General features: G+C 46.9%; 21 protein-coding genes and 1 pseudogene. 3 read left to right on the top strand and 19 right to left on the bottom strand.

Annotated elements, in window-relative coordinates; translation table 11 throughout:
• Window position 1: 1 nt before the first annotated feature.
• From AC3Y23_RS13225 to AC3Y23_RS13185, 9 genes are all read right to left on the bottom strand, one after another.
• The gene (locus AC3Y23_RS13225) at window positions 2-625 is read right to left on the bottom strand and encodes a hypothetical protein (protein WP_379199543.1); all 624 of its coding nucleotides are present in this window, start codon (window positions 623-625) and stop codon (window positions 2-4) included.
• Between the two features lie 228 nt (window positions 626-853).
• The gene (locus AC3Y23_RS13220) at window positions 854-1909 is read right to left on the bottom strand and encodes an LLM class flavin-dependent oxidoreductase (protein ID WP_379199541.1); all 1056 of its coding nucleotides are present in this window, start codon (window positions 1907-1909) and stop codon (window positions 854-856) included.
• A 340-nt stretch (window positions 1910-2249) separates the two neighbouring features.
• Window positions 2250-2771: a CcdC protein domain-containing protein gene (locus tag AC3Y23_RS13215; protein WP_379199539.1), complete on the bottom strand. Its 522-nt coding sequence runs from the start codon at window positions 2769-2771 to the stop codon at window positions 2250-2252.
• A 207-nt stretch (window positions 2772-2978) separates the two neighbouring features.
• A complete protein-coding gene (locus AC3Y23_RS13210) occupies window positions 2979-3668 on the bottom strand; it encodes a response regulator (protein ID WP_379199537.1) in 690 nt (229 codons plus the stop codon).
• Window positions 3661-4890: a sensor histidine kinase gene (locus tag AC3Y23_RS13205; RefSeq protein ID WP_379199535.1), complete on the bottom strand. Its 1230-nt coding sequence runs from the start codon at window positions 4888-4890 to the stop codon at window positions 3661-3663. The genes AC3Y23_RS13210 and AC3Y23_RS13205 overlap by 8 nt, the downstream gene beginning before the upstream one ends.
• A 75-nt stretch (window positions 4891-4965) precedes the next feature.
• Complete coding sequence (locus AC3Y23_RS13200; protein WP_379199985.1) at window positions 4966-5118, bottom strand: transposase; 153 nt, start codon at window positions 5116-5118, stop codon at window positions 4966-4968.
• 15 nt (window positions 5119-5133) lie between these two features.
• A complete protein-coding gene (locus AC3Y23_RS13195; protein WP_379200010.1) occupies window positions 5134-5382 on the bottom strand; it encodes a hypothetical protein in 249 nt (82 codons plus the stop codon).
• Window positions 5285-5485 carry a transposase gene (locus AC3Y23_RS13190; protein WP_379199533.1) on the bottom strand — a complete coding sequence of 67 codons (201 nt, stop codon included), beginning with the start codon at window positions 5483-5485 and terminating at the stop codon, window positions 5285-5287. The genes AC3Y23_RS13195 and AC3Y23_RS13190 overlap by 98 nt, the downstream gene beginning before the upstream one ends.
• 134 nt (window positions 5486-5619) lie before the next feature.
• A complete protein-coding gene (locus tag AC3Y23_RS13185; RefSeq protein WP_379199531.1) occupies window positions 5620-7059 on the bottom strand; it encodes an MFS transporter in 1440 nt (479 codons plus the stop codon).
• Window positions 7060-7193: 134 nt separating this feature from the next.
• Here AC3Y23_RS13185 and AC3Y23_RS13180 point away from each other — a divergent pair, with 134 nt between their 5' ends.
• Window positions 7194-7997: an AraC family transcriptional regulator gene (locus tag AC3Y23_RS13180; RefSeq protein ID WP_379199529.1), complete on the top strand. Its 804-nt coding sequence runs from the start codon at window positions 7194-7196 to the stop codon at window positions 7995-7997.
• A gap of 187 nt (window positions 7998-8184) precedes the next feature.
• On the opposite strand, the gene AC3Y23_RS13175 is transcribed toward AC3Y23_RS13180, so the two are convergent.
• The 5 genes from AC3Y23_RS13175 to AC3Y23_RS13155 all read right to left on the bottom strand — a co-directional run bounded on the left by AC3Y23_RS13175 (window position 8185) and on the right by AC3Y23_RS13155 (window position 13412).
• The gene (locus tag AC3Y23_RS13175; RefSeq protein ID WP_379199527.1) at window positions 8185-9555 is read right to left on the bottom strand and encodes an LLM class flavin-dependent oxidoreductase; all 1371 of its coding nucleotides are present in this window, start codon (window positions 9553-9555) and stop codon (window positions 8185-8187) included.
• Window positions 9556-9582: 27 nt separating this feature from the next.
• Window positions 9583-10401, bottom strand: a complete 819-nt coding sequence (locus AC3Y23_RS13170; protein ID WP_379199525.1) for an ABC transporter permease — start codon at window positions 10399-10401, stop codon at window positions 9583-9585.
• A complete protein-coding gene (locus tag AC3Y23_RS13165) occupies window positions 10398-11246 on the bottom strand; it encodes an ABC transporter permease (protein ID WP_379199983.1) in 849 nt (282 codons plus the stop codon). The genes AC3Y23_RS13170 and AC3Y23_RS13165 overlap by 4 nt, the downstream gene beginning before the upstream one ends.
• A gap of 296 nt (window positions 11247-11542) precedes the next feature.
• The gene (locus AC3Y23_RS13160; RefSeq protein ID WP_379199523.1) at window positions 11543-12562 is read right to left on the bottom strand and encodes an aliphatic sulfonate ABC transporter substrate-binding protein; all 1020 of its coding nucleotides are present in this window, start codon (window positions 12560-12562) and stop codon (window positions 11543-11545) included.
• A gap of 247 nt (window positions 12563-12809) precedes the next feature.
• Window positions 12810-13412 (bottom strand): TetR/AcrR family transcriptional regulator, encoded by a 603-nt coding sequence (locus tag AC3Y23_RS13155; RefSeq protein ID WP_379199521.1) that lies wholly within the window; start codon window positions 13410-13412, stop codon window positions 12810-12812.
• A 150-nt stretch (window positions 13413-13562) separates the two neighbouring features.
• Here AC3Y23_RS13155 and AC3Y23_RS13150 point away from each other — a divergent pair.
• Window positions 13563-13988, top strand: a pseudogene (locus tag AC3Y23_RS13150) (response regulator transcription factor); the annotation flags it as partial.
• A gap of 582 nt (window positions 13989-14570) precedes the next feature.
• Here AC3Y23_RS13150 and AC3Y23_RS13145 read toward each other — a convergent pair.
• The 3 genes from AC3Y23_RS13145 to AC3Y23_RS13135 all read right to left on the bottom strand — a co-directional run bounded on the left by AC3Y23_RS13145 (window position 14571) and on the right by AC3Y23_RS13135 (window position 16505).
• Complete coding sequence (locus AC3Y23_RS13145) at window positions 14571-15311, bottom strand: class I SAM-dependent methyltransferase (RefSeq protein ID WP_379199519.1); 741 nt, start codon at window positions 15309-15311, stop codon at window positions 14571-14573.
• A 310-nt stretch (window positions 15312-15621) separates the two neighbouring features.
• On the bottom strand, window positions 15622-16038 hold the full coding sequence (locus AC3Y23_RS13140) for a nuclear transport factor 2 family protein (protein WP_379199517.1): 417 nt from the start codon (window positions 16036-16038) through the stop codon (window positions 15622-15624).
• A gap of 68 nt (window positions 16039-16106) precedes the next feature.
• The gene (locus AC3Y23_RS13135; RefSeq protein WP_379199515.1) at window positions 16107-16505 is read right to left on the bottom strand and encodes a winged helix-turn-helix transcriptional regulator; all 399 of its coding nucleotides are present in this window, start codon (window positions 16503-16505) and stop codon (window positions 16107-16109) included.
• A 310-nt stretch (window positions 16506-16815) separates the two neighbouring features.
• Between AC3Y23_RS13135 and AC3Y23_RS13130 the strand changes: the two genes are divergently transcribed.
• A complete protein-coding gene (locus AC3Y23_RS13130; protein ID WP_379199513.1) occupies window positions 16816-17424 on the top strand; it encodes an FMN-dependent NADH-azoreductase in 609 nt (202 codons plus the stop codon).
• Window positions 17425-17503: 79 nt separating this feature from the next.
• On the opposite strand, the gene AC3Y23_RS13125 is transcribed toward AC3Y23_RS13130, so the two are convergent.
• Both AC3Y23_RS13125 and AC3Y23_RS13120 read right to left on the bottom strand, forming a co-directional pair.
• The gene (locus AC3Y23_RS13125; protein WP_379199511.1) at window positions 17504-18118 is read right to left on the bottom strand and encodes a DUF2812 domain-containing protein; all 615 of its coding nucleotides are present in this window, start codon (window positions 18116-18118) and stop codon (window positions 17504-17506) included.
• Window positions 18119-18132: 14 nt separating this feature from the next.
• Entirely contained in the window at window positions 18133-18444 is a 312-nt protein-coding gene (locus AC3Y23_RS13120) for a PadR family transcriptional regulator (RefSeq protein WP_379199509.1), read from the bottom strand.
• Window positions 18445-18785: the final 341 nt, after the last annotated feature.

Genomic DNA, 18785 nt, shown 5'->3' with positions numbered 1-18785 from the left:
TTTAGTCCAGGCCATGTTCTTTACGGATGTGATACAAGCCTTGAACAAGGAGTTCCGCAGGGTCGCGGTTCAGTTGCAAATGGGTTAGCAATACATGGAGTGGAATGGCACACACGTTGCTGCCTTCCGTAATTTCCGGAAATCCGGTTTCAAACATCGGTCCGTGCTCCTGACTCCAGGCCAACCCTGCATGAACCTGCTGGGGTGCGAATTCCTCCTGGACTGCCGCTATACAATGCGGTACGAGCACATTATCGATGACTGCTTTAGCTTCATCTTCGCTCTCAGGCGGTTTAGGAAGCGCCTTGCCCCCGGGAGTCTTCATCATTTCATAGAAGAATGAAGCCAGCCACACTTCCGGTTTATTACCGGACTGGAATCTCGCAACCAATTCCCGCAGGAAAAAACCGCATGAATATCCATTACCAGACTCATCCTTCACATTGTACACAAAAACTGGACCGTAAGCTTCCATGTTCAATACTTGTCCTTCAACATCCTGGAATTTCATTCGCAATGCTACGAGGCTGTTATGATGAACCGCCTTTAAAAGCTCAGTCCAATCCTCTTCGGACATTTCCGGTTGTTTGTTGTTCTCTTCCTCGATTGGTGTCTCATTAGTCATTATAAATTCACCTCGTTATCTATCATACCATCAAAATCCATAGGGCAATAGTGACATCCTGATGGTACTTTTGCCAGGGGTTATGACACCCTGTAGGTATCCCTCACTTAAATCTACGATCATCAAACTTTCTCCGTGTCCTGCTCTCGTTATACTGGTCGATTGTGTGCTCTCTCAGCGATCAATTAAAAAAAACGGCATCTCTGCCGTTTTTCCTATAAAAGTAAATTAACGATTCTCTTGTTCCCAGCGCGAGATCTCATCCCGCACACGAGGCGCTACTTCGGTTCCGAGCAGTCTGATCGCCTCCATCACCTCTGCATGCGGCATTGTACCATGTGGGACATGTAGCAGGAATCTCGTAATGCCCACTTCCTTGCGCAGATAAATGATTTTGTTCGCAACGGTCTCCGGATCGCCTACATATAAGGCCCCGTCAAACTTACACGCTGCATCATAATCTGCACGATGATATGGCGGCAGCCCTTTTTCCACTGCTCTAAAATTCGTCCGGGCATGTGTCGAAGGGAAAAACTGCTCAAGCGCCTTCTCATTACTCTCTGCAATAAACCCATGGGAGTGCGTGGCAATCGGCAAATTCGAGACGTCATGGCCTGCCTTGGCAGCCGCTTCTTTATAAAGCTTAACATGCTCCGCATATTGCGAGGGACTAACATTCCCAATAATAGCGAGTGCAAAAGGTAATCCCATGGCTCCGGCGCGAATGGCAGACTCTGGACTACCCGCACTGCCAATCCATACCGGCAAGCGATCTTGCACCGGACGGGGATAGATACCCAGATTATCTATTGCCGATCTATGTTTACCGCTCCAAGTGACTTTCTCGGATTGCTGAATTTGCAGCAACAGATCCAGCTTCTCATCAAAGAGTTCGTCATAATCCTTCACATCGTATCCGAAGAGCGGGAATGATTCCATAAACGATCCACGTCCCACCATAATCTCTGCACGGCCGTTTGATACTGCATCAAGTGTGGCAAAATCCTGAAATACGCGCACCGGATCAGAAGACGAAAGAATCATTACCGCACTCGTAAGCCGAATTTTTGAAGTCAGAGCTGCAGCCGCGGCCATGATCACTGCGGGTGCTGAAGCGGCAAAATCAGGACGATGATGTTCGCCAACACCATACACATCCAGTCCCACTTGATCTGCCAGCACGATTTCCTCCACCACTTCACGTATGCGTTCAGCATGACTCATTGTCTTACCGGTATGTACATCAGGCGTTGTCTCAACAAAGGTGCTTATACCAATTTCCACTACCTGTTTCCTCCTAGTACGTATTTGCTGTCTACTTTTCTAACTATCATAAACGACAACAAATCAAGTTGATCATTCTATTCTATCTCTTTATAGTTAAATATTCAAAATATTAAATATGAACATTTTGTATATAATCGAACACATCCAACCTAGGGCGTGTCTGAAAACTAATTTCAATAGTGCTACTTCAACAAAAATATAGCGCAGAATGGGTAGATGTGAAGAAAGCCCGCGTTAAGCACGGGCTTTTGCTTTGCCACTGTAGTGACGGTGATATAAAGTACACAGATACATACATGGTGCCGGAACTAACTGATATACTAACGGATTTCATTCCTCAGCTTAACACGCGCTGATCCTGGAGCTTCGCTCCGGTTTTTACTCGCTTTACTTTAACAACTACACCGCCGATTCGAACCACTACCATGGCTATAGCCATCAGGACGAATGCCGGTGCAATTAAATTTAGGTCAAAATGATGCTGGACCGAATAGAGATAAGCCTTTTCCATATGATGTGTTACCCATTCGACCAGTAAAATACGCAGAATGAAAGCAATTGCCATTACGGCAACGCTAGCAATACCGGTTGTTACATACGTTTTACCTTTGTTATCACGTTCGACACTGGCAAGGGGAATCAGCACGGCGCCGATCAGAGCGCCGAACAGGATAGATGCTGCAAGAAGCCAGCTGTTATTGCCGCCAGTCGGCACATCCTTCAGGTACGTGGCGCCGAAGTATCCGAGGATGCCGACAGGAATTAGAAGACGAATGCCGTTAAAGGATTTACGTCCGAAAGTGCTGAGTACGATTACTGCAAAAGTGGCGATGATGGAAATCCAGGTACTAGTTGTCATTGATTGAGTTCCTCCTTGGTTGTTGTTTCATTTGGGATGTCTTCATCTTACCGGACCTAAGGAGGCACCGCGTCCATCGGCGGGTGTATTCTGCTGTCCGAGCAGAATCAATCTGCAGGTGTATAGACGAGTGAATGATTGTTTTAACTAGACCTGTATCCATAAAAAAAAAACCGGCATTTACCGGCCCTTGCTCATGACAAATACCTACTGAACGATTCCATTGCGGATAGCGTAGACGACCGCCTGCGTACGATCCTGGACGTCAAATTTCTGCAGAATACGGTGGACATGCGTTTTGACTGTGCTTTCACTGACAAACAGCTTTGCGGCAATTTCTTCGTTTCGCAGGCCGTAGGCCATTTGCTGGAGCACCTCGAGTTCACGGTTGGTAAAAGTCTGGATCAAAGACAAGTCTCCTCCGTGTTCCGATGTTTCAACGCCGACTTTCGCAGCGGCATCTGCCTGCAGCTTCTGAAATACCTGCCCGATCAGCTTTGCAGCAAGTGCGGTCCGGAAAATGACCTCGCCTCGCAGCGTGGCGCGGATGGCCATCAGCAGCTCTTCGGGTTCCGTGTCCTTGAGAAGGTAGCCGATTCCTCCCGCACGAATCCCTTCATAAACATACTCTTCTGTATCGAACGTTGTCAGAATGACGATCCGGCAGTCCGGCTGCTGCGCCAGAATACGCCGGGTTGCTTCAATCCCGTCTAACTCTGGCATCTGCACATCCATAAGAATGAGATGCGGCATTGTCTCCTGCGCCAGTTTCACAGCATCGAGACCGTTGCCGGCTTCGCCGGCCACCTCCATGTCGGACTGTGCCTCAATAATATATTTTAAGCCCTGCCTGACGAGCGGTTGATCGTCCACCAGCAAAATACGCGCTTTATCCATACGTTTCTTTCTCCTTCAGTGCTGCCAGAGGCAGCCAAATATTCATGCCGAAACCGTGTGGTTCCTGCGCTCCGATCTCACAACGTCCTCCCGCCTCCGCACAGCGCTTGCGAATGCCGTTCAGCCCGAAGCCTTCATGCAAATCACTGCCAGATACAAGCTCTCCGTCATCGCGGTAATGAAGCATTATTTCTTCTCCGCTCCGCATTATAGAAATTTCAACCCGTTTCGCTTGCGCATGGCGGATGGTGTTTGTCAGCGCCTCCTGAAGACAGCGGTACAGCACGACTGCAGTATCGAGTGGCCAGGCATCCTGATCTTCGCTTTCGTCCAGGTCCAAAGTAATGTCCAGATCAAATGATGATGTGGTCTGCTGCACTAGACTGCGTAGCGAAACGGCTCCTGCCCCGGTCTCATCCACGCTCATATTGTGCACGACCGTGCGTACCTCCTGCAGACAGCTGCGTGCGACCCCTAGCACATTTTTCACGATTTCCGCCGACTTAGCTTCATCGTTTCTCAGCACGTAAGGCAAGGCCTGGAGCTGCACAATGACAGACGTCAGCCGATGCCCGATACTGTCGTGAATATCCCGGGCGATCCGGCTCCGTTCTTCGAGCACCGCATAACGCAGCGACTGCAGCGTCGCCCGCTCAAGTTCCTCGTGCGCCCGCCGAAGCTGGTCATGCGTCTGCGCAAGTTCGGCGTGGACAACAGTTAGCTCCTCCGCATTACGACGCTGTTCTTCTGCATGCTCCATCCTTTCAATATCCCGACCCCGGTTGATCCGAACCGTGCGCATCAAAGCGTACAAACCGATATGAATAAACAGTTCCTGCCGAAGTAGCGACACCCATGTATAGTCTTGAACATAAACGAGCAGGACAAAGGTAATCATCAGGAAAGTCCCTGCTTCTAGTGCAGAAAGCAAGTCCGGCAGCTTAAGGGCAATAAAGCTGGTAAGAAACCCCTGTAGGATTAAGAGTAGGGAAAACTGATCCTTGAAGAAAAAACCGTAAGCGAGCGCCGAACCATATAGCAAGGCAAACACCAGAGACAGGGCGCGTAGCGAAGAGAGCTTAAAAACGGCGCCTAGCCCTGCGACATACAAGAGACATATTCCGATCGCCGCCCACCGGGCTGCAGGCGCATCGGGAAGCATTTGAATGCAGACATAGATCAGAGCAACACTCACGGCCATATAACCCCTGTTATAGGACAAAGATTTCATCAGCAATTTCCCTTCCAGTATAGACTAAAAGCAATTTCTCTCAATTCTATCACAGCAGGCAAATTGTTATGCAGAGATTCTATCTCGAACGTCCAGAGTTCCATAGGCTTTATCGGCTAAAACAGCACTTTCGGACAACGTTACGCCTGACAAGACTTCAATAACTACCGTACAGTCATTTATATTGCCAGCCGTAAAAAGTAAGTAGGCGAACCGGATGATCCAGCGCGTCCACTACGGCGTGGATTTTGGTATTTCGTCCACCACGGGAAAGCCCGATTTCTTGGTTTGTTTCGACGTTTCCAGTCCCTTTTTAGCCCCTGCTGCGTGCTGATGCGCTTTACAGGAAGTGCTGTCTAGAGAGACATCCTGCAAGTCCGCATCGCTAGAACTCAAATATCTTTTCAAAAAGGTCTGCATTGCTCCACAAACGGAATCGAGAGTACAAGGTTTTCCAAGGACCAAATCGATCAGGTAAATCACGCCAAGGAGCGCCTGTTTTTACTTTCCACAGCATTCCATTGAGCATGACTCGATTCGATTTCGAGGGTCTGCCTTCCCCTGTATTTTCGGGCGGTAATAGCAATTCTATCCGTTTAGGGCAGAACGTTCTTGAAATATCAGAGAAAACGCCTGTCCCTCATAGTTAATGAGAGAACAGGCGCTTATAAATTCAATCAACAGGAGTAGATTACATATTTCCCATACGAAAATGCTGTTCTAGTCGGTATGGCGCAGCAAAAATAATGAAGCAAACGCCGAAAGAGCGCTGATTCCTCCACTCGCCAGGAAAGCCGCGTGATATCCAGTTAACTGAGATGCAGCGGTTATGCCATCGGTAGTTGCTGGTCCCCCTGCCGCTGTGTTCGCAATAGTTACGAGAACTGCAATTCCGATCGCGCCGCCGAGTTGACGGGCTGTATTTTGCAGCCCTGCAGCGACGCCGGAATCTTGGGATGGAATGCCTGCTAGTACGGCATGAGTAGCCGTCATCAGCATCAGCCCCAGACCGGCACCAATGAGTAGACTTGGGAATAGCAACTGGGTAACGTAATTGGGATGAATCGGCAACCCATGCAACCATACAAATCCAGCTGTAGCCAGTAGGCCACCGATAAATGGCAGCTTACGGATCCCCGCAGCCTCCAGGCGACGAGAAACGATAGCGGCAATCGCAAGCGTAATCGCCATCGGCAACAAGGCAAGCCCAGTAGCAAACGGGCTATTTCCTTCAATATTTTGCAACGTAAGGGAGAGAAAGTACATATTTGCTGTTAAGGTTGCTCCTAGTCCGAGTACCATGATTATACCGATCGGCACATTTCGATGGCGGAAGATCTGGAGCGGAATCAGAGGCTGCTTGGAACGTTGCTCTAGCCAAATGAATATTGCAAGCAAGAACAGCGATGCTCCAAGTGTCCAAAGTACTACCGGCGAACCCCAGCCTTGATCGACGCTCTGCGTAATTCCGTAAATGAAGGCGGCGATGGCCAGTGTGATTGCGACCGCGCCAGGAACATCTAACTTCTCACGTCTCGTATCTTTCAGCTTGGGTCTGAGACTGAACGCAACGATAAAACTAAGTGCAACGCCGATCGGTACATTGACGAACATGACCCAGCGCCAACTGGCGAAGCTGGTTAATATACCGCCGATAATGACACCAAAAGCAGAAGCAAGTGACGAAGAAGCAGCCCACATGGAGATGGCTCGTTTCTGTTTGGCCCCTTTTGGATAGGAGGCAACGATGACAGCAAGCGTGGACGTCGCCAGCGCCGCGCCTCCAAAGCCTTGAACGGCTCGAGCAGCCAATAGCATAGCGCCATTTGTAGCATAACCGCCGACCAAGCTTGCGCCAGTGAACAGCACCAGAGCGGTTTGCAGAATGACTTTTCTTCCATAAATGTCGCTAGCTCGGGAGGCAAGCAGCATAAAGCCACCTAGCACCAGCAAATAAATGTCCACAACCCATTGTTGATCCGTCGCCGAGAGACCAAGATCATTACTCATCGCTGATAAAGCGACATTTACGATAGAGCTGTCCATCACAACCATAAATGCGCAAACGCAAGCAACTGCGGAGGCGATCCAGGCGGGAACGCCGGGCCGCAGCAGTCCTGTTGTGCTGACGGGTGTGCTTGTAGAAGATACGGAGTTCATCAGATTCACCTCTCATAATGTCGTAAGCCTTAATAGACCTTTTTCATTTATTATCTTACAATGGGAATGAAGAGGCATGATAACGTTATTCGGACAAAATATAATGAGAAATGGCCACGAAAGGAATAACTAACATGGGAAATAAGACTATTGATTATACTGATCTATTGGAGGGTCCGTCTTTGATCGCTTTTTGGGGCAATGAAGACCCAGGCCATGATTTCCGGCTAGGCACACGAGAATATGCCTGGCATAGCCATAAGCGAGGACAACTCTTTTGTGTAGAAAGCGGCCTTATTCATGTTCGCACCGCGCAAGGGTCTTGGCTGCTCCCTCCGCATCGCGCAGGCTGGATACCACCGGGTGTGCGGCATAAAGTCAGTATCAGTGGTGCGATGAGCGGATGGAGCGTGCTTGTCCTCCCCAGTATCAGTCACGAGTTGCCGTTGAAGCCTTGTGTAATCGCTACTTCGGAGCTTATGTACGCTTTAGTACGTCGGGCTGTGTCCTGGTATGATCAGGACTTCTTGGAACCGCAACAGGAACGGATCGTCGCCGTGCTGCTGGACGAAATCGTTCGAGCACCATTAGAGCCCTTGCACTTACCCCTGCCCACCGATTCACGTCTTCTGAAGATCACTAATGAGATATTAAAAACTCCTGAGGATACTCGAACGCTTGATGAGTGGGCGACCTGGGCCTCGCTTTCACCGCGCACATTGCGGCGATTGATCTTGGCGGATACAGGCTTAACATTCGCTCAGTGGCGTCAACAGGCCCGTTTGACACATGCATTGGAAATGCTAGCACGTGGGGATTCAATCGGAATGATCGCCGATGCGTTGGGATATGCTTCTCCTAGTAATTTTATCGCTATGTTCCGACGCGCATTCGGAGATTCGCCCGCTCATTACCTAGCTACACGACAGGATAAATAATCAGCTAATGGATAAACACCGAATATCCACGCACAGAATTCACGGTATGCAGGCCACTGGATAAGCCTAAACCAAAAATAGGCCCTCTCTAGAAAGAGAGAACCTACAGGACCAAAATGAGTTATTAGACGTCGCAGCGAGCGTCGAGATCCGAGTAGCTGCAACCACCTTAAAGCCGGTCGTTTTCTCAAGTCGCAGCTGTTATAGCGGATTCTGTTCCCCGTTCATGGCTAGCTTGAAAATGGCGAAGACCTGGCCGCTCCAGCCCAAGATGCTCGCGCAGTGTGCTCCCGGTATATTCGCTCCGGAACAACCCCCGCTCCTGAAGAATGGGCACAACATGGTCGACGAATTCATCCAGATTGCCTGGCAACACCGGCGGCATAATGTTAAAGCCATCGCAGCCATACTCCTCGAACCAATGCTGCATAAAATCAGCCAATTGCTCATAGGTCCCCACAAACTGCATATGTCCCCGGGCGCCAAGCAGACGTCCTCCCAGCTCCTGAATCGAAAGGCGCTCTTTGCGTGCCATGTCCATAATGAGCTGCACGCGGCTTTTCATACCGTTAGTTGCTTCAACAGGGTCGGGAATGTCCGGCAGCTCCCCTTCAATCGGATAACCAGAGAGGTCAAAATTGAGTACGGAAGACAGCGCACCGACAATTATGCTGGGCGGAATCAGATCCTGAAGCTCCTTGTATTTCCGCTCTGCTTCCGCCTCCGTCGCCCCAATGATCGGTGAGAGGCCAGGCATGATTTTCATACTATCCTGCTGCCTGCCATTCGCCACAAGCTTGCCTTTAACACTAGCATAGAATGCCTGAGCCGCTCCCAGCGATTGCTGCGCGGTAAAGATGACTTCTCCGAAAGCAGCGGCGAAATCCTGCCCCGGAGCGGAGGAACCCGCCTGGATTAGCACAGGATAACCTTGTGGTGGACGGGGGACGTTAAGCGCCCCATTCGTCGAATACCATTGCCCCTTGTATTCCACTTCTTTGATCTTCGATCCGTCAGCGAAAATCCCTGCCTTGCGGTCGATGACAAGCGCTTGATCCTCCCAGGTATCCCAGAGCCTAGTGACGACCTCGACGAATTCTCGTGCCATCTCATAGCGGAGACCATGCTCCGGGTGTTTATCCTTGCCATAGTTGTAAGCTTCAACATCCAGCTGCGACGTTACGATATTCCAACCCGCACGCCCTTCGCTGAGATGATCGAGCGACGCAAACTTCCTTGCAACGTTGTACGGCTCGTTATATGTTGTCGATACGGTCGCCGTCAATCCAAGCTTCTCCGTCACCGTCGACAATGCTGCAAGCAGTTGAACCGGCTCCAGCATGCCGGAAGCCGAATCTTCGACGCCGCGGACATAGAGTAGATCAGCTAGAAACATCATATCGAACTTGCCACGTTCGGCGGTTTGCGCCAACTTTTTATAAAACTTAAAGTCAAATAGCCCTTCTGCCCCGGATTCCGGATGCCGCCAGCCATAATGATGATGTCCGCTATAATAGATGAAGGCGCCTAAATGAAGCTGCCCCTCTCTTTTGCCCATCGTAAGTCCCTCCCGCCTTGGTGTTCGTCACCCTTTGAACGTGTCACGCCAGCGCAGCCAGCGCTTCTCCAGCAGCCGCACACCTGAATCAGATATTTTACCAATGATAGCGAAAATGATGATGCCCACAAATACAACATCCGTTCTCATATACGCTCTTGCGTCCTGAATCATATAACCGATGCCGGCGCTCGTACCCATCATCTCCGCCACGACAAGAACCAGCCAGGCAATACCAAGCGACAGCCTGATACCGAGTAAGATATTCGGCAGCGCAGACGGGATGATCAGCTTCGTAATCAACTGCAACCGCGAATACTGAAGGGTACGTGCGACTTCAAACAGCTTCAAATCCACACTGCGGATGCCAAGAAACGTATTGACATAGACAGGAAAAAAGGCCCCCAGCGAGATAATTAATATTTTGGAAAACTCACCAATCCCAAACCACAATATAAACAGCGGAATCAGCGACAGCAGCGGGATCGTCCACATCATCTGTAGCGACGGATCGAGCGTTTTTTCGGCGATTTTATTCAAACCAGTCAACAAGCCAAGCAGTAATCCCGTCCCAGCGCCCAGAAAAAAGCCGACTAGTGCCCGATAAAAGCTGATGCTCATATGCTTATAGAGTTCGCCGCTGGCGATAAGCTCCACAAACTGTTTCACAATGGCACTCGGTGTGGGTAGCATAGATGCAGGTACAAGACCAAGCCGGCCGACTGCTTCCCAGACGATTGCGATGGCAACCGGCACAAGCCAGCCATGGAGCGACCTCGGAATCACCCGGAGCCAGCCTTCCTCCGGTGAGCGCGATCCTTTCTCATCTAATACTTGCCCACTCATAGCTTCCCGTCTCCTTTATAGCTGTCCTGCCAGCGCAGCAACCGGCGTTCTAGCAGCTTCACCAATGAATCCGTTAGCTTGCCGACAATGGCAAATACTATAATTCCGACGAATACGACAGAAGTCAGTGAGAATGATCTGGCATCATTGATCAAGAAACCAATACCAGAGCTAGAGCCCATCATTTCTGCAACCACCAGCACCAGCCAGGCAACCCCAACCGACAACCTTACTCCAAGCAAAATGTTCGGCATGGCAGCGGGCACGACCAGCTTCGTGATCATGTTCCATTTGCTGAATTGAAGGACCCGGCCGACTTCGAACAGCTTGCTATCCACCGAACGAATGCCAAGAAACGTATTGACGTAGAGCGGAAAAAACGTCCCTTTGGCGATCAGCAGCACTTTCGACGCTTCACCAAAGCCGAACCATAAAATGAACAACGGCGCAATCGCGAGATGAGGCAGCGTACGCAGCATTTGTAGCAGTGGATCGAGCAGCCGTTCTGTTTTGTAGGAAAAGCCTACCCAAATGCCGGCCGTAAGACCCAATCCTCCGCCCAGCAAGAAGCCAAGCAGTGCTCGCCATGCTGAGATACCAAGATGATGTAACAACTCGCCGGAAGACGTCAGACTGACGAATTCCTCCACGATTTTACTAGGAGCAGGCAATAGAATCGGATTCAATTTTCCCATAGCAGCAGCAATCTCCCAGATCACAACCGTTGCAATCGGCAGCATAACCCCCAACGCTATATTGGTAATCTGCACGGATCGCCGCCGCTTCAATCTCCCAGGTGCCTTCGTCTTCTCCTTTACAAGCGTCGTTGCAGCCGCATTCTCCATAACCATCACCTCGTTCCATTTTTGCTCCGCTTATCTATATAAGACGAACTTAAGATCCTAACGTAAGACTCGATCGTCACTACGGTGGAATGTTTGGACTTCCGGCCGCTGTTGTCTCCAGATTTCTTTCAATTGTACCGCTGTTTGCGGTTGAAATCCGGAGACAAAGGCGATCGCTTCGCTCCTACAGTTCCAAACTTCCTCCTTCGTTCCTTCTCGCTTTTTGTTATTTTCTTTTGTTTGTCTTATATAACTTTTCTAGTTGTTATCCGCTTTTTAAATCATTTAAACACCCTTTATTTCAACGCTTCTTTCAAGTATTGATTGTCGAATACCTCGGATACGTTAATCTTCTTGCGAATATTTCCAATCTCGTACTGGAAGTCAGCCGTTTTCTGCTGCTCGGCTATGATCTCGTCACTTACAGGTATATTGATTATTTTGGAACGTACCTGTGTTCCTTTGATCACCTCAACCGGTACCTTCCGTTCTGTTGCATAACGGTTCAACGCTTCGTCCAGGTTCTGCTCTTCCCATAGCCGGGTTTTCTCGAATACTTTCAGGTAAAGGGTGACGAGCTCCGGATATTTCTCAGCAAACTCTTTACGTACAATCTGGAAAGACGGGGACAATACTCCCAACTGCTCGCCGTCCGTCAGCACTTTGGCTTTGCCCGTCAACGTATTAAGCGTAATATAAGGGTCCCAGGTCGCCCATGCGTCTACGCCACCCGACTCGAATGCCGGCTGCGCTTCATCCGGCTGAAGCTGAATAATCTCGACATCGGAGTCTTTAATGCCGGCTTCGGCCAAACCACGGTAGAGGAAGTTATAAGCATTGCTCCCTTTGGCTACCGCTATCTTTTTACCTTTCAAATCATTAATCGTTTTAAGCGCGCTGCTGGTCGGAGTGATGATCGCAACGTTGTTCTTTCCTTCGAGCAATTGCGAAATAACCTTGAATGGAATATCCGCTGCCTGGGCGGCAATGATCGGCATGTTACCAAGACCGGCAAAATCAAGATGGTTAGAAGCTATTGCTTCCGTCATCGGAGGTCCGCTTTGGAACTCTGCCCATTCGACCTTCACACCAAGCTTCCCAAACTCATCTTCAAACCATTTCTCCTCCCGTGCTTTGCCCCAAAGTCCTCCGCTGCCCTGAACGCCGAGCTTCACGGTCAATCCCTCATACTTATTGGTTTCTTTAGTTTCTTTGTTTTCTTTGGCTGCTTCACTTCCGCTTTTTTCTGTGTTGGCGCATCCCACCGTCAGTACCGCTATCAATAGAATAACTGCCCAAACTTTGAATAATTTCATCTCCCATTCCCCCATCATTTGATTTAATAAAACTTTTCTCACTTGATTACTCGGTATTAAGCATAAAAAAAAGAGATGCCACGGTACATTCTGCTGCATTCCTGCAGGCAGTATTGTCCCGTCAATCTCCGGTTGTCTGGTCGATTGGACAATATTCAATTTACCATCCACAAACTGAATATGTATTCGTTTTGTTACCTGTTATAATAGCAATGACTTAAATCACTTGTCAAACTATTTTTTCCAATCATTTCTTAGGCATGCTAAATAATGTTACGATCCTAGCAGCTTGAATCTTGACCGGAATTTCATAGCCGGGCGCCAATTGCAACGTTAAGCCTTGAATCAAGCTGACAAAATAGAACGCAAGCTCCTTCGGATCACCCTCGATAATGACCCCGGCGTGCTGTCCCTGCCGCATAATCTCGGCCATCGGCTCCAAGTTCGCAGTAAATCTGCGTGTAGCCGCTTCCCGTAGCTGCGGATTCACCGTTTCGTTCGTCCGAATGCTTTGCAGCATGATCGTAAACGCCCAGTTCTCAGGTGTGGCGATCCAGCTCTCACAAATGAGATGAAGCTTTTCCCGCGCATCCATAGCTAGTGCAGCTTGATTGGATATTTGGCGGCCATAATCGATCTGCCCCCGCTGCAGCACCGCACTGAATATATCTTCCTTCGATTTAAAATAATTGTACACGTTGCCGACGCTGAGTCCGGCTTCTATGGCGATATCTTTCACACTGGCGGAATCAATTCCCCGTCTGGCAATCACCTGAAGAGAGCAATCCAGAATATGCTCCCGTCTCAATTCTCTTAACTGTTGATCTTTCTCTACATTTCTCGGTGACACTGGAAACCTCCTAAAAGTATACGAAGTAAATGACGCGGACAAGGTAACAAGATAGCGATGGTGCACCGTAGCTCCCTCGAACCATGCTGTCCCATCTGCATATTCTATCTCTTTATAGTTAAATATTCAAAATCCCTTCTTCTACCGACGGGTTTGCAGCTCGTTGAATCGTTAAACCCTGATTTCATCATCCTGGATATTATGCTGCCCGATGTTAACGGAATCGAGCTGTGTCAGCAGATCCGGGACATCACTCGCAGTCCAATTCTCATCTTGAGCGCCCGAGGCAGTGATACAGACAAAGTGCTGGGACTTGGATTCGGCGCAGATGATTATATGACCAAACCTTTTTCGTTGAACGAGTTAGTAGCAAGAATTCAGGCCCATCTGCGCAGAATTGATGGCATGGAGACCCAGACCCGGCAGAATGAGGTGCTTACTCTTGCTTCGCTTACCATGGACAAAAAGGCATATAAAGCTACTCTGGGTGGTGAGGAAATCTCTTTGTCGGCCAAAGAATTCGAACTGCTATATTTTCTGGCCATGCATAAAAATCAAGTATTCTCCAAAGGCCAATGGATCAGGTCTAATCCATTGGCCTGACTTCAAATACAATACGCGGAGCTGTAACCTGGGGGATTGTGGGCCTATCTGTCATAGGTGCTGGATTGGGGATTTTATGTGGTAATTATCTCCTGCCTCATCTCTTGCGCGGACTGCTGTCTTCATACGGTATTGTCAAGCTGCCGCTCCTTATGAACTGGACTGGAATCTCTCTACTCGCTTCGCTTAGTATATCCGTCGCAGGCCTCGGCTGCTGGATTGCATCCAGAGTGATTCTGAAGACTACCCCGCGTATTTTGTTACGGAATAGCAGGCGTGGGGGGCTGGTAGTATTCACGTTGGAAAATGAAAATTTTATGGGGAAAATGTTAAGCCTCTTCTTGTGTTTGTGGACTTAGGGCGGGAGTATAAGAAGAAGCTTTTAAATGTAGGCCCCTCCACATTGTAGGATGATCTGTTCGGTTCTATCATATGTTGGGTGACGGTTTTTGTCGCCAATTTGTCCTTAAAAATACATGTTTCCGTAGGATTGGTTTCTGCACTATCTTTGAAACGATAATAAGGGATTGCCCTATAAGAGCAATCCCTGTAATCTTATTCTTTCGAAGCTATGACCATGACTTCCATCTCATCCAAGCTAATACTTTGACGCTTCCAAGCACCTGCTGTGCCGCCCCAAATGTTCTCAACCCTCAGGCCCACTTGATTACACATCTGTCTCAATTCAAATGGGAGGTATCTTCGTTCCTTAACCTCAACCTGTTTCTTTCCTTCTGGTAAATTCCATTCATCCATATAATGTTCTACCATTGTCACAGGGTTAAACCTTCCGGCATCAACGTCCTCTTGAGTAAGGTTGCGAATTTTTGCGTAGGCATTCAAGGTTGAAAGAATAAATCGTCCCTTTGGCTTCAATGCGTCAGAGATATTTTTAAGAATCGCCAAATCATGTTCGATAGGCTCATCATCCTTGCCAACTAAACCAAATGCCCCCTCGCAAAGACAAATAACCGCATCGAATGTCTTTGTTGGGGTATATCTCGCCGCATCACAATGAATCCATTCAACACTCACACTGACTTCTGTAGCCATTTTTTTGGCTTCCAAAAGCATGCCTGATGATATATCGACTCCTGTGACCTCGTATCCACGTTTTGCAAGTTCGATAGAATGTCTTCCTGTGCCACACCCTACATCAAGGATGCTACTTCCTTCCGAAAGTTTCAATTCTTCAATCACAAAATCAACTTCCGAAATCGTATTCTTGGCAAAACTATTATTCATGTAATGAGGGGCATGATCGTCAAAAAAAGATTCCCAATTATTTGTACTCAACTTGTTATACCTCCATGTTATGTGAACCACGGAAGCACATTATTATCGTATAAATGTAACTTCCGTAGTTTAGATTTGTTTATTTCCCTCTTGAAGATAGACAAATAGACTTTTCATACTGCATCTCTCCCTTGTGTAAGATATTTTGAGTATAGGTTTAGTTTCCAATTTTTTCAATGGGGAATTTGATAATGTTGTGTATTTTTTCTTACATTACAAAGTCCGAATGCTGAAAACATTCGGACTTAAATTGGCAGGTAACTGTGTCTCTATTAAGGAATTACGTACGTGGCTGCCAATTATCTCCCCATTAATTGCTGCTCAACTGCGCAACGGCAAGTGAATCCATATAGTCCCGCCAATAAACAATTTTGCGATCTTTAATCGTAACTATAGAGCAGAATCTATTATCGTAAGCTTTACCTGAGTATGGTTCAATTCCATGAACCTCATATTCCATCACAATCATATTTTCCCCCTGAACCTTGTAGACCCTAAGATTATCGGCACTTTTCAACTTCATACCATAATTACTGAACCAATTCATATATGTCGAGCGCCCTTCCATTCTGTTTGGAAACCCAGGAAAGTTGTATAAGAAATCGAATACTGCATCCTCTGCAACAGCATCCCAAAAGTGTTCCCCATCAACTACACCCGCAAGTCCATCCATAACAATATTAAAAAATGGTGCGGCATTTTCAAATCCAACAGGTTGTTTTTCCATGTTTATTCTCCTCAATCACAAGTATTTTTCACTAACATATCATTGTTAACTAAATCGCAATCACCGTATTATCTTGAATCGAAACGAGATTGCGCTTGTATAACTTCTTCCCAATTAGTCGTTACCCACTCAATTAGACCTTCTAATGGGCGAATCAAGCTCACCCCAAGACTAGTGAGTTCATATTCCACACGGGGTGGAACTTCAGGAAAAACCTCTCTTACAATCAGCCCATCGCGCTCCAAATTCCGTAAAGTCAGCGTAAGCATTCTTTGAGAAATTCCAGGAATGGATTTTTCCAAAGTCGAAAACCGGGCACGATTTCCGTGTAATTTGGAAAGGGACAGAATCAGAAGGATACTCCATCTATCACCGATTTTTGTCAGAAGCTCTCGAACAGCCGCAGGGTCCTTATACCCGCAGACGAATACCAGATCAATATCATTGTTCTCATTATTATTTTCCATAGCAAACCCCCGTGTTAGTTACAAATGCTACAGTGTCTTCTCGTTTTTATACACGTACTCGGACGATCTAATAGGATTAGATACTATAAAGAATTGTATTAAAGTTAATATGACTACATATTGTCAAGTTATTTATTCCCTAATTATGTAATTTTAAAAATGGATCATACATTTCATTAGTATTCTTCATAGCTAACCCCCATGTTAGTTACGAAGGTTAAAGTGCCTTCTTGTTGTATATAAACATTCAATATATATTCTAATTCGTACTAAACAAGGAAAAGCATAAACAATGAAAGGAAGTAATCCTATGAAACAGATTCTCATCATTGAAGTGAGCCCAAGAGAGGCTGTATCCGCCAGTCGCACGGTAACGGACAAGCTATCTACACGGCTTAAAGAGGAATTTCCAGAAGCTAAGTTTGTATACCGTGACCTTGCAAAAGACCCTCTCCCTCACTTAGATGACAAAACCTTAAAAGTTATTGCTTCAAAAATTCCAGAGGAGATAGAGGCCAATAAAGAATCTGCCCGCCTATCGGATCAATTGACTGAGGAGCTTTTGGAATCAGATCTCTTAGTCATTGCGACTCCGATGTGGAACTTCGGCATTCCGTCTGTGCTCAAAGCCTGGCTTGATCTTGTAGTTCGTCCTGGTAAGACTTTCACCTATACAGAAACAGGAGTTCTAGGACTGGCAAAAGATAAAAAAGCTGTCTTAGTCGTGGCTTCAGGGGGTGTGTTTACTGAAGGGGTATGGAAAGAATGGGATTTTGTTGAACCTTATTTACGTCAAGTCTTAGCATTTATTGGCATTGAGAATGTTCAAGTGGTACGGGCTCAGGGCACAAATATTCCACAGCTCGCAAAGAGCGCCATACCGAATGCTGTACAATCTATTGCGAAGCTTGAGCTGTAACAACATTGAATAGATGAGCTGAAAGCGCTCGGAACACGTCGGATTTTCCATTCCCGTCTTTCGAGCGCTTCAAGCTAGGTTAATCTCTTTGCGTTTTCTGGTATTGCACATTCGCTTTGATTGAAAAGATAAGATATAAAAAAATCATCATCAGAATGAGCACCCAGGAAAACCCTCTAAAAAATGCAAATGGCGTTTCAAAGAGAAATGCCTTCCAAAATTCTGCTCCGGTTTTTTCCCATAGTCCCGGTGTATAATACAATAGTTTGGGATTGAGAAGAGCTTCTCCATCAATAGAGTTAGTAAAGACGAGTACTATAAAAATTGGGGTGAGTAAAGATACCAACGACATCCACATATCAGATAACCGTTTATATCGACCAGCTTTGGAAACAGTATCTGAAAAAATATCTTCATTTCCCTTTTCGATTGTCTTCTTAAAATATTGATATCCCGAACGTTTTGTTCCTGTGATATGTTCCCATCCGCTGTCTTCAAAAAGGGCACAATAATCTTCAAAATCCTCCTGCTTTTTAAATGTCCGGTAATCCATTTTTATAGTAGTATCTGTAGTTGTGGCGGGTTCAAATTCATACCAGAATGATTTTTTCGTGAATTTATAACCTTGTTTGGCCATTTCACCTAACCATTTTTCTTCTTTGTCAAAACTAGTAAAGAACTTGAATTTTCTCATTTCGATCCCCGTCCTTATCTCAACGTATCCTTCGTGACCTTAATCATATGATCCATTCGTTCAAAATCGAGGCGCAAAATTTCCATTCCTTTTTCTGTAATGGCATAAACCTTTCGGCGACTGTCTTCACTTCGGACAGGCTCTATAAATTTCTGCTTCAACATATTCTCAATCGCTCCATAAAGCGTCCCAGCCGCCATTCTTACTTGTCCTCCGCTTAGCTCCTCCACCTTTTGCATGATCAAATAACCGTGCGCCGGTTCTATCAAGGCTAACAAAATATAATACACCGTTTCCGTAAGCGGTAAATGTTTATCTCTCCCCATGTTTCCCCTCCTTATTCACAGAAAATATATCGTTAAACTGTATATAGTCATGCTGTATAGTTGTAGTATATACAGTCGTGCTGTATATAGCAATGATAAAAAGCCGTTTAGCAATTTTCTCAGCTACACGGCTCCAAAAAATTTCTTTATTAACGACTACATGCGATATAATTATCCATATTAGGATTCAAGCTACGGATCAACGATATCGTCTGTAACCGAGGACGCAGCTAATCCAACACCAGGAGAGTAATGAGCCTACGTGTACAAAATCACTATAATAATGTATCTGCGCGATACTGTCACATCTCAATTATTGTTTCAGAACCATCAATATTAGA

Source organism: Paenibacillus sp. MAHUQ-45, from assembly GCF_058133325.1.
This window is presented reverse-complemented; position numbering and strand designations above follow the sequence as displayed.

Excerpts from the sequence above, each read along its gene's own strand:
- AC3Y23_RS13130 (WP_379199513.1), top strand. The coding sequence starts at position 16,816 with ATGAAACAGATTCTCATCATTGAAGTGAGCCCAAGAGAGGCTGTATCC.
- AC3Y23_RS13185 (WP_379199531.1), bottom strand. The coding sequence starts at position 7,059 with ATGAACTCCGTATCTTCTACAAGCACACCCGTCAGCACAACAGGACTG.
- AC3Y23_RS13225 (WP_379199543.1), bottom strand. The coding sequence starts at position 625 with ATGACTAATGAGACACCAATCGAGGAAGAGAACAACAAACAACCGGAA.
- AC3Y23_RS13215 (WP_379199539.1), bottom strand. The coding sequence starts at position 2,771 with ATGACAACTAGTACCTGGATTTCCATCATCGCCACTTTTGCAGTAATC.
- AC3Y23_RS13180 (WP_379199529.1), top strand. The coding sequence starts at position 7,194 with ATGGGAAATAAGACTATTGATTATACTGATCTATTGGAGGGTCCGTCT.
- AC3Y23_RS13165 (WP_379199983.1), bottom strand. The coding sequence starts at position 11,246 with ATGGAGAATGCGGCTGCAACGACGCTTGTAAAGGAGAAGACGAAGGCA.
- AC3Y23_RS13160 (WP_379199523.1), bottom strand. The coding sequence starts at position 12,562 with ATGAAATTATTCAAAGTTTGGGCAGTTATTCTATTGATAGCGGTACTG.
- AC3Y23_RS13175 (WP_379199527.1), bottom strand. The coding sequence starts at position 9,555 with ATGGGCAAAAGAGAGGGGCAGCTTCATTTAGGCGCCTTCATCTATTAT.
- AC3Y23_RS13170 (WP_379199525.1), bottom strand. The coding sequence starts at position 10,401 with ATGAGTGGGCAAGTATTAGATGAGAAAGGATCGCGCTCACCGGAGGAA.
- AC3Y23_RS13140 (WP_379199517.1), bottom strand. The coding sequence starts at position 16,038 with ATGGAAAAACAACCTGTTGGATTTGAAAATGCCGCACCATTTTTTAAT.
- AC3Y23_RS13210 (WP_379199537.1), bottom strand. The coding sequence starts at position 3,668 with ATGGATAAAGCGCGTATTTTGCTGGTGGACGATCAACCGCTCGTCAGG.
- AC3Y23_RS13135 (WP_379199515.1), bottom strand. The coding sequence starts at position 16,505 with ATGGAAAATAATAATGAGAACAATGATATTGATCTGGTATTCGTCTGC.
- AC3Y23_RS13125 (WP_379199511.1), bottom strand. The coding sequence starts at position 18,118 with ATGAGAAAATTCAAGTTCTTTACTAGTTTTGACAAAGAAGAAAAATGG.
- AC3Y23_RS13120 (WP_379199509.1), bottom strand. The coding sequence starts at position 18,444 with ATGGGGAGAGATAAACATTTACCGCTTACGGAAACGGTGTATTATATT.